The following is a 14,473-nucleotide window of genomic DNA, read 5'->3' as shown; positions in this document are numbered from 1 at the left end:
TATTCAGACGAATACATTGAACAAATGGTTGAGCAAATTAATAGCCGACCTCGAAAGCTTTTCGGCTGGAGATCGGCTAAAGAATATTATTTATCTCAAGTGTTCCGGTTGAATTGACAATTCACCTTTATTAATTGCCCTAATAATACCAGATAACATGCAACTTTTGACAGTTCAAAGACAATATTAAGTAGAACTTGCTGGTATAATAATATCTCAGGGATATAAGAGAAGGAGTTTTTGACATGGGACGTAAGCGACAAGTATCTGTAGCGGGTGTTGTAATTGCATTGGGTGTATTTGCATTGCAACAAACCGTGCTAAAAGATAATAATGGCACACAAGTAACGAAGACAAATTATGCACAATCAAGCGTTAAGTCTGATGCGAAAGTTAATTATGGCAGCACGTCAGACGAGCGCCCAAATGAATCATTAGCATCATCAGTTTTGACAGCTAACGTGGTGAAGCAATTGGGTACGAATAGCGTTCGCTTTAATGGTAGTGGTGCTTTCATTCTTAACAACAATAAGACTGATTTGAATGCCAAGGTAAGTTCAGCGCCATATGTGCAACTTGCTAAGCAGGATTCTTTGGGTCGAGCTGGCACTGCCAATGCGCTATTAACAAAGGCTAGCCGTCAATATCAATCACGTGATCAAACGGGTAATAGTCGCCAAATGCAACCAGTTGGCTGGCACCAGCTATCAATTGGTGGTAACTACAAGATGCTCTATAATCGTGGGCACTCAATCGGTTACGCTTTGGCTGGAAGTGTACGTGGTTTTGATGGTTCTGAGGCAAATCCACAAAACATCACAGCGCAAACGGCGTGGGCTAACCAAGCGTCAAATGGTAACGACAGCAACACTGGTCAAAACTACTACGAGACACAAGTGCGACGTGCGCAAGATAACCGCAAGACGGTGCGTTACCGTGTAACGCCAGTTTACGATGGGGATAACTTGGTACCATCTGGATCACACCTTGAAGCGAAGTCATCAGATGGCTCACTTGAGTTTAATGTGTTCGTTCCTAACGTAGAGCCAGGTGTTGTGATTGATTACAGCACAGGTTACGCGAAGGTAGCTAAGTAATAATATAGATAGAAAAAAGACCGAGATTTTAAAATCTCGGTCTTTTTAGCATATATGATGAACTTGGAGGGAATCGAACCCTCATCTCCGGAACCGGAATCCGACGTGATATCCATTACACTACAAGTCCAATACGTTATTTAGTATAGCCCAATTCTTTTAAAGCGCGCAATAGCATAAAATAGATTAGGTTTAACCTTGCATTTTGTTAAGTTTACCTTTAATATAATACCTATAAGACTGAAATAAACATTAAAAACACAAACAAGAAAAAGGTGAAAATTATGGCATCATCAGAAGGTAAGGAGATTATGGGGCGAAACATTAAGCGCCTAATCAAGCAACGAGAAATTACAGCGGCCCGTTTGGCTGAAATCGTTGGTGTTTCAACGGCAACAATTTCTGATTGGTCAAACGGTAAGACGTACCCACGTATCGGTAAGATTGAAGCAATGGCTGAATACTTTGGTGTGTCAAAGTCTGACCTAGTTGAAGATCCAGATAAGGTTTCAACGGCCGTTGCGACTGATGAACCAGTTTTGATGGCAGCACACTGGGGCTTGGATATTTCAGGATTGCCTGACGAAGATCGTCACCGTGTTATCGACCGTGCCAAGGCATATATTGAAGGATTGATTGCTGACTACGAGGACCGCAATGCGAAGTAATGATTACGATGATCTATTAATGCGCGTAGAGGATGATCTGACGCAACACGGGTTAGAACCTATCATTCTAGATACGATGCCATTAAAAGAAAATTCGGGATTAGACGGTGTTGCTTACTTGAAAGGTGACAAGGCATACATCTTCATCGACCGCGAACTAGATACATTCGATAAGGCACGTACGCTGGTCGAAGAATATCATCACGCTATTTCTGATTTAGGGGATCATTTGGACTATGATGCTGTCCGGGCCCACAATAATGAAGTTAACGCGCGTGAAGAAGTGATTGCCTACATGACTTCAGAAGATGATTTAATGCGTATTGCCCGTCAACACTCAGATGAACCTTTTGCAGCTTGGATGTTAGAAGAGCATTTGGGCTACCCAAGTGATTTTGCTGATGAGACGGTTAACTATTATCAGCGCCGTGGATTACTCCCTGGCTAACATGTTGAAAGAAGGAATCGATTATGGCTTTACCATCTAAACAACGTAACGGTATGCATTTTCAATCAACGCTATCAAACGTCTCAAAAGATAAGCAAAAAGCAGTTAAGTACGCCCAAAAAGGGGCAGCTCGTCGAGACGTGCTTGAGATTATTAATGCCTTTAACGCAGCCCACCCAATGGACCGCATTAGTTACCGTTAATTAAAACCTAACTTTAGGGTTGAAATTAGTTAAAACCTAATATATAATAAATTATGTCCTAAGCGATAGACGTTTAGGACTTTAATTAACAATATCAGTTAGGTTTAAATTAATTGTGGGAGGTAATGTTATGATTGCAGCATGGAATGGAGTATTTGTTTTGGGGCTTTTGATGGCGATTGCATGGTTGATCTTAGTGACGTTAGCAACTGCGATTGATTTCCTTTGGGATTTGCGTGGCGTACACGTACTACGCGGATTAGGTCGTGTAGCACGTTATGCACTAGCTCGTTTGAGTGGTGCAAACGCTAGTCAAGCGCACCAAATTGTTTTGCAAAAATAAGCGAGTTTTCTAACGCATCTGGTTCTGTGAGGCCGGGTGCGTTTTGTTTTGGGACATAGCACATTAAAAATTCACATTTTCTGGAATTTCGTCATAAATTACGCCAAATAAATCTAAAATGTCTTGCTATTCTTTTACAAGAGAGAAATGGAAGGCATGAATGTTATGAAAAAGTGGCAAAAGGTTGGTATGGCAGTTGTGACATTTATTGTCGCACTAGGCATGCAAGTAACAGCATACGGGGAAGAGACGAAAGTGTTTGATACAAACGCACAAACGTCTGCTGTACCAATGGCGGATACGCCTGATAATGAAGAAATGTATACGGCGTATACGACCGCGTTGGGGAAGGTCGATAGTATGCGCGATCGCTTTAAGGCACAAGCCGATGTCGTAGATGCTTTGAAGAAGGCAACTCATCAATTGAGCGATCACCAAGGACAAATGGAACAAGGGTTGTTGTCTCTAGAACAAGCCGCCTACCAATATGTCGCTGACTACATTTTTTTGATTCACGAAATTCGTTTGCTAACGATTTTTGATAACGACCGCGATGGTTGGGAAGATCGTTTGAAGAGTGAAGAAGATCAACTACAGGAAAACCTACACGAGTTCCAATCATTGAACGACCCATTTACGTTGCAACAAATGATTGGCATGGCAGACTTCGATTTGATTAGCGAAGCTTTGTCAGAGGAAGAGGTTGTTAAGGCATCGTCAATTTCATTGGCTAGCCATGACGAACGTTCATTGATTGATATGACAGGGACGTGGTTCTCAGTTATTGGAACGGTGACGTTGCTTGTGATTTTGACATTGATTGAATTGCACACGAGCTTCATGTCAACAACGTTCCGCCGTACAAAGCGTCGTCTTGTAAATTCTATGAAAAAGTAACAAATGCCCAGGAGCGAATCCTGGGCATTTTTGTTCTTAATCAAAGCAAAAGTGAGCTTTTTTTAAGCTAGTGGCGTATAATAAATATATCGGTTGGTTAGGAGTACTGATTTATTTCAGAACGAAAGATCGACTCGGTTCGTAACAAATTTCATATTTGTTGCGATGTTGAAAGCACGTTGTTACAACTGTTTGCGAAACTTTATACAAAGTCGTATAATAGACAACGTAAAAACGTTTACAAAGAATTTCTGGGAGGAATCTTAATAATGACTGTTAAGATTGGTATCAACGGTTTCGGCCGTATTGGTCGTTTGGCCTTCCGTCGCATCCTTGAGTTGAAGGATACTGCGGATGACATCGAAGTTGTTGCAATTAACGATTTGACTAACCCTGCTATGTTGGCATACTTGTTGAAGTATGACTCAACGCACGGTACTTTGAACGCTGAAGTTTCAGCTGACGAAGAAGGTATCATCGTTGATGGTAAGAAGATCCGCGTTTACGCTGAGCGTAACGCAGCTGACTTGAAGTGGGTTGCTAACGATGGTGTTGAAATCGTTTTGGAGTCTACTGGATTCTACACTTCAGCAGAAAAGTCACAAGCTCACTTGGATGCAGGTGCAAAGAAGGTCTTGATCTCAGCTCCAGCTGGAAACATCCCAACGGTTGTTTACGGCGTTAACCAAGACACTTTGACTTCAGATGATCACATCGTATCAGCTGGTTCATGCACGACGCAATCATTGGCTCCATTGGCTAACGCATTGGACAAGGAATTTGGTATCGAGATCGGTTTGATGACGACGGTTCACGCCTTCACTTCAACGCAAATGATCTTGGACGGTCCTAAGGGATCAAAGTTCCGTTCAAACCGTACTGCTTCAGCAAACACGATTCCTCACTCAACTGGTGCCGCTAAGGCTATCGGTTTGGTTGTTCCTTCTGTTGCTGGTAAGTTGGACGGTCACGCACAACGTGTTGGTGTTGTTGACGGTTCTGTTACTGAGTTGACGACTGTATTGTCAAAGACTGTAACTGCCGAAGAAGTTAACAACGCTGTTAAGAAGTATGTCAACGATTCATTTGGTGTAAACGAAGACGAAATCGTTTCATCAGACATCATCGGCGACACGCACGGTGCTGTATTTGACCCAACTTTGACTAAGGTCATCACTGTTGGTGACAAGCAATTGGTTCAAACTGCTGCATGGTACGACAACGAATACGGTTTCACTTCAAACATGATCCGTACGTTGTTGCACTTGGCAACTCTCTAATTGCTAGTTTCTAGTAGATAGAGTAAAAACAGGTGGTTTAGACATTCTGAACCACCTGTTTTTTGATATAATATAGTTATTGATTTTTATTAAAAGCAATCACACACAGAAAGAAGGACTTTTACAATGGCTAAGTTGACTGTTGAAGACTTGGAATTGAAGGGTAAGAAGGTTTTGATGCGTGTTGACTTTAACGTTCCTTTGAAGGAAGAGAACGGTGAAGTTGTTGTCTCAAACGACAACCGTATCGTAGCTGCATTGCCAACTATTAAGTACGTTTTGGATAACGGCGGACGCGCTATCTTGTTCTCACACTTGGGACGTATCAAGAGTGAAGATGACAAGAAGGGCTTGTCAATGAAGCCTGTTGCACAACGTTTGGCTGACTTGTTGGGTCAACCTGTTACTTTCGTTCCTGCTACTGAAGGTAAGGAATTGGAAGACGCAATCGCTGGTTTGGAAGATGGTCAAGTTTTGATCTTCGAGAACACGCGTTTCGAAGACGTTGTTAACGGTGAAGAAGTTAAGCGCGAGTCAAAGAACGATCCTGAGCTTGGTAAGTACTGGGCTTCATTGGGTGACGTCTTTGTTAACGATGCCTTTGGTACGGCTCACCGTGCCCACGCTTCAAACGTTGGTATCGCTTCAAACATCGCACAAACTGCTGCTGGATTCTTGATGGAAAAGGAAATCAAGTTCTTGGGTGGTGCCGTTGAAAACCCAGAGCGTCCATTCGTTGCTATCATCGGTGGTGCTAAGGTCTCAGACAAGATTACTATTATCGAGAACTTGTTGAAGAAGGCTGACAAGGTTATCGTTGGTGGTGGAATGGCATTTACGTTCGACGCAGCTAACGGTAAGGCTATCGGTAACTCATTGTTTGAAGAAGACAAGGTCGCCTTGGCTAAGCAATTGATTGAAGAAGCTGGCAACAAGTTGGTATTGCCTGTTGACGCCGTAGCAGCTGACAAGTTTGCTAACGATGCTGACACGTACATTGCTAAGGATGGTATCAAGGACGGTTACATGGGTCTTGATGCTGGTCCTGAGTCAATCGAATTGTTCAAGTCAGTTTTGTCAGACGCAAAGACTGTTGTTTGGAACGGACCTATGGGTGTGTTCGAAATGCCTAACTTTGCCAAGGGAACTTTGGCTATCGGTGAAGAATTGGTTAAGGTAACTAAGGAGAACGGTGCAACGACTATCGTTGGTGGTGGTGACTCAACTGCCGCTGTTCAACAACTTGGTGTTGCTGACCAATTGAGCCACATCTCAACTGGTGGTGGTGCTTCATTGGAGTACTTGGAAGGTAAGACTTTGCCAGGTATCGCAGCTATTTCTGAAAAGTAATTTTGAAGCTCGCATCGATTACAAATCAGCTAATTAGTTGAAAAATAAAACCGCTTAATTCACGATTTGTGAATTAAGCGGTTTTTTGTGTTTAGTGGGTTAGTACAGGTAGAATGTAGGTCATCCATAGCCAGCTAAGTGGCATGATGATGATCATTGAAGGAATCATGTCTGTAGTGGGGAACATCTTAACTTTAATCATACGGAATCCAGTGGCTAGCATCAGCACACCACCAACAGCCTTGAAGTCTGTAATCATGGCTGGGTTCGTTAGTGGGTAAATGAACCCAGCAAGCAAGAATAGAATAAAGAAGAAAATAAATTGTGGTACGGCGATTACTGAGACTACAAAGCCAAGGTTAGCTGCAAAAATCGTTGCCGTGAAGAAATCCAAAATTGACTTAGAAATCAAAATTGTCGCATCACCAGTCATACCGTTAACCAAGGAACCGTAGATACCAGTTCCTGAGGCGGTGAATAGGACGATGACCGTCAACAAGGTTGCCATGAATTCATCTTCAGGCATACTTGATTTCATTGGAATAACGCGAGCAATTTGGCGTTGCATAAAACCAGCACCACGGTTAACCAGTTGACCAACGTGGAAAATTAACCCAAGTGATGTCCCAAGAATCAAAGCAAAGATGACTTGCGCCATGTTCTTAGTTGGCGCAATGGCGATGACACCCATTGTCATTGAGGCGACGCCTAAAATCATGTTAATTTCATTTTTAAATTTATCAGAAATGCGGTTGCCGAAAAGGCCACCGACGATACCGCCCGCTAAAACGGACAAAGCATTAATAATAATACCAGTAGGCATATTCATATTCTCTCTTACCCCCATGAAACGCGATATTTCTATCTTACGCTTAATAAGTAAACGCAACAAATCCAAAAATGTGATAAACTATTCCAAAGAGTAATATTTAAGAGGACGTATTATGGATATCCATAAGTTTGAGGTATTTTTAGATTTGGCGAAAACGCTAAGCTATACCGAGACTGCCGAACGTTTATTCACGACGCAAGGTAACATCTCAAAACAAATCTTAGCGCTAGAAAAGGAATTGGATACGAAGCTGTTTGAGCGTAGCCACCGGACCATCAAGTTAACTGAGGCCGGGGGCATTACTGCTATTTATGCAGCCAAAATTAGATCCGAATATGATGCGATGTTGCGTACACTTAATCAGCACGCAGCGGAATCTGAAAATACGCTGACGATCCTTGCGATTCCATCAGTTTCCAACTATCGCGGGTTTGAGTTGATTGCTGCATTCCATCATAATCATCCGGAAATTTCATTGCACCTATCTGAAGTTGATCACGGCGTTATTACTCAGTCGTTGGACAATGGTAAGGCGGATGTGGTGTTTGGTCGTGACTTCGGGGACATTAATGAGAAGTACGAAACAATCGTGACGGATAAGGATCAGTTTGTTTGCGTTGTACCAAAAGACCATCCATTGGCTGACACGACGCAGGTGAAAATCGGCGATTTGCAAGATGAAGAATTCCTATTGCTCGGGCGTGAAACAACGATTTATAACCGTGTGATGGCAATGGCCCGTACCGCTGGCTTCGAGCCAAAAGTGGCCTATGAAGGGCAACGTATCGATATCATCTTAAATATGATTGCTAACGGGATGGGTGTCTCAATCATGATGGAAAAGAGCGTTGATATGTCGGCTAACCCAGATATCATCAAGCGTCCGATTAACCTCAATGATGTGAGTCAATTGGCCTTTATGCGTAAGAACACGGCCCAACATTCTAAGGCAAGTGAGCTCTTTTGGGAGTTCGTTGGTCAAAATAAGTAAACATAATCAAAGCTCATGGTGCTCCATGAGCTTTTTCTTTTATTATCCGAAAAAGGCGAGTAAACTAACGGTGTCTAACAGAACGTGAGGAATGATTATGTTTCGAATAGGAAAACGATATTTACAACCCATTCCAGTCATACTGGCGGTGTTGTTTTTAATGGTTCAAGTATCGGCGGATTTGTCATTGCCGACAATTACGTCGAACATTATTAATAAAGGAATTGCCCAAAACGATATCGATTATATCTGGCGCATGGGTGGCATCATGTTGTTGATTGCCATTGCCGGCTGGTCAGGGGCAGCGTTGAATGTGTTCTTTGCGGCGACCCAGAGTCAACGTTTGGGGATGAAGTTGCGTAGTGCGCTGTTCCGTAAGGTTACCTTTATGGATGCCAAGAACGTTGATAAATTTGGAAGCGCAACGCTGATTACCCGAACGACAAATGACGTCACGCAAATCCAAAACGTGTTCCAAACGGTGTTGCGTATGATGTTGATGTCACCACTTTTGTTTGTGGGTGCATCCATCATGGCATGGCGTTTGGATCATCGTTTAACGATGGTTTTCGCAGTTGCGTTGCCAGTTTTGGCCCTCGCTGTGTTTATCAATATGCGCATCTCGGTACCGCGTTTTAAGACGATGCAAAAGAAGGTTGATAAAATCAATCTGATTTTCCAGCAGGGACTGACTGGTGTGCGCGTTATCCGTGCGTTTGATCGTGATGACTACGAGGTTGATAAGTTTAAAGAGGCCAACTATGATTTGACACACACAGCACGTGTTGTCTTTACGACAGTTGCGATGATGATGCCAGTGATGACGATTATTTTGTCATTCACCAACGTTGGGATTGTCTGGTTGGGAGCCAAGTTGATTGGTGCTGACCTGATGCCAATGGGAAACTTGGTGGCATTTTTGACGTACGCGACCCAAATTCTGATGAGTTTTATGCAACTATCAATGGTGATTGTCATGGTGCCACGTGCCCAAGCATCAGCGGACCGTATTAATGAGGTCTTGGATTCGGCTGACACGATTACGGATGCTGATCAAACGGTGGCATTGCCTGACGGACCAGCATCATTGGCGTTTGATGATGTGTCATATCGATTTGAAGGCGCCGAACGACCAGCGTTGAGTCATATTACTGCCCAAGCAACAGCGGGGCAAACAATGGCGATTATCGGTGGAACCGCTTCAGGTAAGTCGACGCTGGTTAACTTGATTCCGCGTTTGCTTGATGCAACCAGTGGTCACGTTGACCTGTCAGGGGTTGATGTCAAAAAGCTTTCTCAACATGATTTGCACGAGGCAGTATCGATTACCCAGCAAAAAGCGACATTGTTCACCGGAACGGTCCGCTCAAACATGACGTTCGGTATGCCATATGCGACAGACGAACAAATTTGGGATGCCTTGGAAAATTGCACAAGCAGATGATTTTATTCAAGAGCAAGGTGGCTTGGATATGACGGTTGAGCAAGGCGGGGCTAACTTCTCGGGAGGTCAGCGTCAACGTTTGGCGATTGCCCGTACTTTGATTAAAGACGCGAAGGTTTATGTGTTTGATGATTCGTTCTCAGCGCTAGACTTTGCCACGGATGCACGTTTGCGAGCTGCTATTAATGCTGACGAACGTTTGGCACCGGCAATCAAGGTCATTGTTGCCCAACGAATTGCGACGGTCATGAATGCTGACGTCATCGTGGTGCTAGACAATGGCGAATTAGCCGGGGTTGGCTCACACCGAGACCTAGCCAAGACTTGCCCAGCATATCAAGAAATTATGCGGAGCCAATTGTCTGAAGCAGATTTGAAGGAGGTGGGTGTCAATGCGTAGTTATACTAGTGGCGGTCGCGGTGGTGGCCGTGGCGGCATGGGACGCCCTGTCGAAAAAGCAGTCAATTTCTGGCCGACGGTCATTCGCTTGTTTAAGTATTTGCGTAAGGATCGTGCCGGCGTTATCTTTTCGTTAATTATTGCAGCGGTATCAGTTGTGTTGTCGGTTCGTGCACCAAAGGTTTTGGGTGAAGCGACAACGGTTATCTTTAATGACGTGACACGCTCAGTGAAAATGCATACAGTCATTCACATTAACATGGATAAGGTTTTCCAAATCTTAGTTTTCGTGTCAATCTTATATGTCTTGAGTGCGATTTTCTCAATCACGCAGTAATGGATTATGACTCGAATTGCGCAACGTACGGTCTATCAATTGCGTCAAGATTTCAAAGTGAAAATGACGAAGTTGCCGGTGTCGTATTATGATACCCACCAAAACGGGGACATCATGTCACGTGTTGTTAACGACATGGATAACATCTCAGGAACGCTAAATCAGTCACTGATTCAGTTGGTGACATCAGCTTTGACATTCGTCGGTGTAATTTACTTTATGCTGACAATTAGCTGGCAATTGTCATTGGTCGCATTTGCGACAGTCCCAATTTCATTGTTAATCGTGCGGACAATTGCGCCGTTGTCACAGCGTTTCTTTGCCCGTCAGCAGGCGTCACTTGGTTTGCTGAATGACCAAGTAGAAGAAACGTTTGCCGGTCACACGGTGGTAAAGACGTTTAATCAAGAAAAGAACGTCATGGTTGATTTTGATGCACAAAACGAAACGTATTATAAGTCGGCCTGGAAAGCGCAGTTCGTTTCGACGTTGATTTTCCCATCGATGCGTTTCGTCAATAATTTGGATTACCTTGCGATGGCTGTAATTGGTGGCATTAAGGTGGCGTCAGGTTCAGTCAGCTTGGGTGATGTCCAGGCGATGTTGCAGTACACGAATCAGTTTAGTCAGCCAATCACTCAGATTGCTAACTTAACGAATACCATTCAGGCAACAGTGGCATCAGCTGAACGTATTTTTGAAGTGCTGGATGAGCCTGAGATGGACAACCCAGAGCCGGTTGAACCAATTGAAACAGATGACCTGGTTATCTTTGAAAATGTCGCCTTTAGTTATGTACCTGATCAGCCGTTGATGACTGATTATAATATGTCGGTGAAGCCGGGTGAAATGGTCGCAATTGTTGGTCCAACTGGGGCGGGTAAGTCAACGATGATTAACCTGTTGGAACGTTTTTATGATACGACGTCAGGGACAATTCGTCTGCGTGGCTTAGACACGAAGTCGATGAGTCGCCAATCCTTGCGTCATCACTTTGCGATGGTGCTCCAGGAAACGTGGTTGTTCTCGGGAACGATTATGGATAATTTGCGTTATGGTCGTTTGGATGCGACGGATGACTTCATCTACGAGGCAGCCAAGATGGCCCACGCGGACGACTTCATTAAGACGTTACCGGATGGCTATGATACGGTATTGAATGAGGAAGCAACGAATATTTCGCAAGGGCAGCGTCAATTGCTAACTATTGCCCGTGCCTTTGTGGCTGATCCGGAAATTTTGATTCTGGCCGAAGCGACGAGTTCAGTTGATACGCGTACGGAACGGATGATTCAAGACGCGATGGCACGTTTGATGGCCGGTCGTACCAGTTTCGTTGTGGCTCACCGTTTATCAACGATTCGTTATGCCGACCAGATTTTAGTAATGGAACACGGTAATATCGTTGAACGTGGTAAGCATGATGACTTGTTGGCTGCAAATGGCGCTTATGCAAAGTTGTATAATTCGCAATTTGCTGAAAATGTTGGCTAACATCATGTTAAGATTTCGATGAAACTGTAACCAGTGCGTGATGGCACTGGTTTTTTTGTCGATTGTACTGCTACAATAGACGTACGATTGTGAGTAGGTAGGAAAGTGGGGATTAGCAAATGATTGAACATTGGATAAATACTGCGCTAATCGTCTTGTTAATCGCGAATACGTTAGGAGCGATTGTCACGGTTTTCCGTGATCGAAACCGTGATATTACGACGGTTTGGGCTTGGATGCTGGTGCTGTTATTGTTCCCAGTTTTTGGTTTTGCGTTCTATTTCTTCTTTGGGCGTAAGCTATCAAATAAGCGTATTTTTGACATTCGAACGCAACGTGTCATGGGTATTGACCGCATTGCGAAGAAGCAAAAGAAGCAAATGGTACACATTGCCACAGCCGATTATCAAGAAGAACAAACGTTTGTTCGTTTGTTCTTGAATAATGAACAAGCGATTTTTACAAATGAAAATCATGTCTCAGTTATCACGGATGGTAAAGACAAATTTGCGCAATTGTTTGCGGATATCGAACAGGCCAAGCATCACGTGAATGTTGAGTACTATACGATTTATGATGATGAAATCGGAAATCAACTAGTTGATTTGTTGACGAAGAAAGCAGCTGAAGGTGTGCGTGTTCGTGTCATTTATGACATGTGGGGGTCAGGTGGTCGCCACAAGAAGATGTTCAAGCGCTTGCATGAAGCTGGTGGCCAAATTGAAACATTTTTGATTCATGATTGGCAGCCGTTTTCATTCCGCGTGAACAATCACGATCACCGCAAGCTAGTGATTATTGACGGTAATATCAGTTACATTGGTGGCTTTAACGTGGGTGACCAATATCTGGGCAAGAAAAAGAAGTTCGGTTACTGGCGTGATACGCATTTGCGTGTTGAAGGTGACGCAGTATTGGCGATGCAAAGTCGCTTCTTCATGGATTGGAATGCAACGACAACGGAAGAAAAGTTGCAGTTTAGTGATGATTATTTCCCAGACAGTACGCAAGCTGGGGATGTTGCGATGCAGATTGTATCATCAGGACCAGAGTCGGATTCAAAGCAAATTTATCAAGGGTACTTGCATATGATTGCGATTGCCCGTGAAAGTATCACGATTCAATCGCCATACTTTATTCCGAACCAAGCGATTATGGATGTGCTATCTGTGGCCGCTCGTTCAGGGGTGAAGGTACGCATCATGATTCCAAGTATGCCGGATCACCAGTTTGTCTATCGTGCGACGGAATACTATGCGCGTGCGATGGTCCGAGCGGGCGCCGAAGTCTACACGTACGACAAGGGATTCTTGCACGCTAAGACGTTGGTGATTGACGATAAGATTGTTTCGGTCGGTAGTGCCAACATGGATATTCGTTCATTCGCTTTGAACTTTGAAGTGAATGCCTTTATGTACAGCCGTCGATTGGCTGCGGAAATGAATCAGATTTTTGAAAAGGATTTGCGGGTTTCAACGCGTTTGACCCGTCAATACTTCGATAACCAATCAGGATGGCGTAAGTTTAAGCAAATGTTCTCACGTTTGCTGACGCCAATTTTGTAAACAAAAACACGGCAATTTGCCGTGTTTTTTCATTGTAGAAGCGTATAATACAGGGTATTAACGGATAAGATAACGAGGCAATAAAAATGGAGTTTCGAACATTAGTAAATGGGGTGAAGATGCCGGTACTTGGGTACGGTGTTGCGCAAGTGCAAGGCGCTGACGCTACCCAAGCAGTAAAGGATGCCATTGCGACCGGCTATCGCATGATTGATACAGCTGTGATTTATGACAATGAAGGCGATATTGGTCGCGCAATTGCCGAAAGTGATGTTGACCGTCGTGACTTGTTTTTGACAACCAAGGTTTGGGTGCAAGACATGAGCTACGAGGGAGCAAAGGCTTCTGTCGAACGTTCATTAGAATTGCTGGAAACTGATTACTTGGATTTGGTGTTGTTGCACCACCCAATTGGGGACATCTGGGGTGCTTGGCGTGCGCTAGAAGAAGATTACAAAGCCGGTCGTATTCGTGCAATTGGTGTGTCGAATTTCTCGCCAGCGTTGATGACGCAATTTGTGGCATTGAACGACATCGCGCCAATGGTGAACCAAATTGAAAACCATCCTTTCCACCAACAAGCAGATAAGGTGGCGTACTTCCAAGAACGAGGCATCTTGGTTGAAGCGTGGGCACCGTTTGCGGAGGGGATGCATGATGTATTCCATTCACCAATTTTGACTAAGATTGCTGAGAACCACGGTAAAGAAGTGGGTCACGTTATTTTGCGTTGGCTGCTTCAACGAGGTATTAGCACAATTCCAAAGTCAATGAAGCCAGCGCGAATGGCCTCTAATTTGGATGTATTTGATTTTGAATTAACAGACGACGAAATGGCACAAATTGCCACGATGAATACGGGTGAAACGTTGTTTGGCGGATCAGATGATCCCGATGTTGCCCATGTGCAAAAGATGTTGAATTGGACCGTAACACACTAGGAGAAGTAGTATGTGGTTTTTGATTATTTTGATTTTGGTCGGACTGTTTGTGTACACGCAATCACGCAAGGCACGTCACGACCATGAAATGCGTAACAAGGCACAAGTCTTGGAAGGCGAATTTAAGGACGTGACCAAGAAGTAAGGTGAAAGGGGCTAATCTGCGCGGATTGGTCTCTTTTT

13 protein-coding genes, 1 tRNA gene and 2 pseudogenes are annotated in these 14,473 nt (G+C 43.9%); 14 read left to right on the top strand and 2 right to left on the bottom strand.

Annotation, left to right across the window (positions count from 1 at the left end):
- The first annotated feature begins 245 nt into the window (after window positions 1–245).
- Window positions 246–1,097: a DNA/RNA non-specific endonuclease gene (locus C6P11_RS07940; protein ID WP_135520144.1), complete on the top strand. Its 852-nt coding sequence runs from the start codon at window positions 246–248 to the stop codon at window positions 1,095–1,097.
- 58 nt (window positions 1,098–1,155) lie between these two features.
- Here C6P11_RS07940 and C6P11_RS07935 read toward each other — a convergent pair.
- Window positions 1,156–1,227: transfer RNA gene (locus tag C6P11_RS07935), tRNA-Arg, on the bottom strand.
- Between the two features lie 154 nt (window positions 1,228–1,381).
- Between C6P11_RS07935 and C6P11_RS07930 the strand changes: the two genes are divergently transcribed.
- The 7 genes from C6P11_RS07930 (at window position 1,382) to C6P11_RS07900 (ending at window position 6,286) form a co-directional block, all read left to right on the top strand.
- Window positions 1,382–1,765, top strand: a complete 384-nt coding sequence (locus C6P11_RS07930; protein ID WP_135520142.1) for a helix-turn-helix domain-containing protein — start codon at window positions 1,382–1,384, stop codon at window positions 1,763–1,765.
- On the top strand, window positions 1,755–2,213 hold the full coding sequence (locus tag C6P11_RS07925; RefSeq protein WP_135520140.1) for a hypothetical protein: 459 nt from the start codon (window positions 1,755–1,757) through the stop codon (window positions 2,211–2,213). The genes C6P11_RS07930 and C6P11_RS07925 overlap by 11 nt, the downstream gene beginning before the upstream one ends.
- 23 nt (window positions 2,214–2,236) lie before the next feature.
- Window positions 2,237–2,416, top strand: a complete 180-nt coding sequence (locus C6P11_RS07920; RefSeq protein WP_135520138.1) for a hypothetical protein — start codon at window positions 2,237–2,239, stop codon at window positions 2,414–2,416.
- A gap of 130 nt (window positions 2,417–2,546) precedes the next feature.
- Window positions 2,547–2,759, top strand: coding sequence for a hypothetical protein (locus C6P11_RS07915; protein ID WP_135520136.1), 213 nt, complete (start codon window positions 2,547–2,549; stop codon window positions 2,757–2,759).
- 165 nt (window positions 2,760–2,924) lie between these two features.
- Window positions 2,925–3,656 (top strand): hypothetical protein, encoded by a 732-nt coding sequence (locus tag C6P11_RS07910; RefSeq protein ID WP_245299845.1) that lies wholly within the window; start codon window positions 2,925–2,927, stop codon window positions 3,654–3,656.
- Window positions 3,657–3,925: 269 nt separating this feature from the next.
- Complete coding sequence (gene gap, locus C6P11_RS07905; RefSeq protein ID WP_003610223.1) at window positions 3,926–4,936, top strand: type I glyceraldehyde-3-phosphate dehydrogenase; 1,011 nt, start codon at window positions 3,926–3,928, stop codon at window positions 4,934–4,936.
- A 126-nt stretch (window positions 4,937–5,062) separates the two neighbouring features.
- A complete protein-coding gene (locus tag C6P11_RS07900; RefSeq protein ID WP_135520132.1) occupies window positions 5,063–6,286 on the top strand; it encodes a phosphoglycerate kinase in 1,224 nt (407 codons plus the stop codon).
- A 91-nt stretch (window positions 6,287–6,377) separates the two neighbouring features.
- Here the strand turns inward: C6P11_RS07900 and C6P11_RS07895 are convergent, their stop codons facing one another.
- A complete protein-coding gene (locus C6P11_RS07895) occupies window positions 6,378–7,109 on the bottom strand; it encodes a DUF554 domain-containing protein (RefSeq protein ID WP_135520147.1) in 732 nt (243 codons plus the stop codon).
- A gap of 121 nt (window positions 7,110–7,230) precedes the next feature.
- On the opposite strand from C6P11_RS07895, the gene C6P11_RS07890 reads away from it, so the two are divergent.
- The 6 genes and pseudogenes from C6P11_RS07890 (at window position 7,231) to C6P11_RS11420 (ending at window position 14,435) form a co-directional block, all read left to right on the top strand.
- Complete coding sequence (locus C6P11_RS07890; protein ID WP_135520130.1) at window positions 7,231–8,109, top strand: LysR family transcriptional regulator; 879 nt, start codon at window positions 7,231–7,233, stop codon at window positions 8,107–8,109.
- A 97-nt stretch (window positions 8,110–8,206) separates the two neighbouring features.
- Window positions 8,207–9,953: pseudogene (locus C6P11_RS07885) on the top strand (ABC transporter ATP-binding protein).
- A pseudogene (locus C6P11_RS07880) lies at window positions 9,946–11,784 on the top strand (ABC transporter ATP-binding protein). Before C6P11_RS07885 ends, C6P11_RS07880 begins: the two co-directional pseudogenes overlap by 8 nt.
- Window positions 11,785–11,903: 119 nt before the next feature.
- Entirely contained in the window at window positions 11,904–13,349 is a 1,446-nt protein-coding gene (cls, locus tag C6P11_RS07875) for a cardiolipin synthase (protein ID WP_135520128.1), read from the top strand.
- Window positions 13,350–13,435: 86 nt separating this feature from the next.
- Complete coding sequence (locus C6P11_RS07870; RefSeq protein WP_135520126.1) at window positions 13,436–14,290, top strand: aldo/keto reductase; 855 nt, start codon at window positions 13,436–13,438, stop codon at window positions 14,288–14,290.
- 10 nt (window positions 14,291–14,300) lie between these two features.
- Complete coding sequence (locus tag C6P11_RS11420) at window positions 14,301–14,435, top strand: hypothetical protein (protein ID WP_003610241.1); 135 nt, start codon at window positions 14,301–14,303, stop codon at window positions 14,433–14,435.
- Window positions 14,436–14,473: the final 38 nt, after the last annotated feature.

The organism is Weissella confusa (genome assembly GCF_004766315.1).
GTDB classification, from domain to species: Bacteria; Bacillota; Bacilli; order Lactobacillales; family Lactobacillaceae; genus Weissella; species Weissella confusa_A.
Note: the sequence above shows the minus strand (reverse complement) of the source record. Positions and strands in the feature narration are given on the sequence as shown.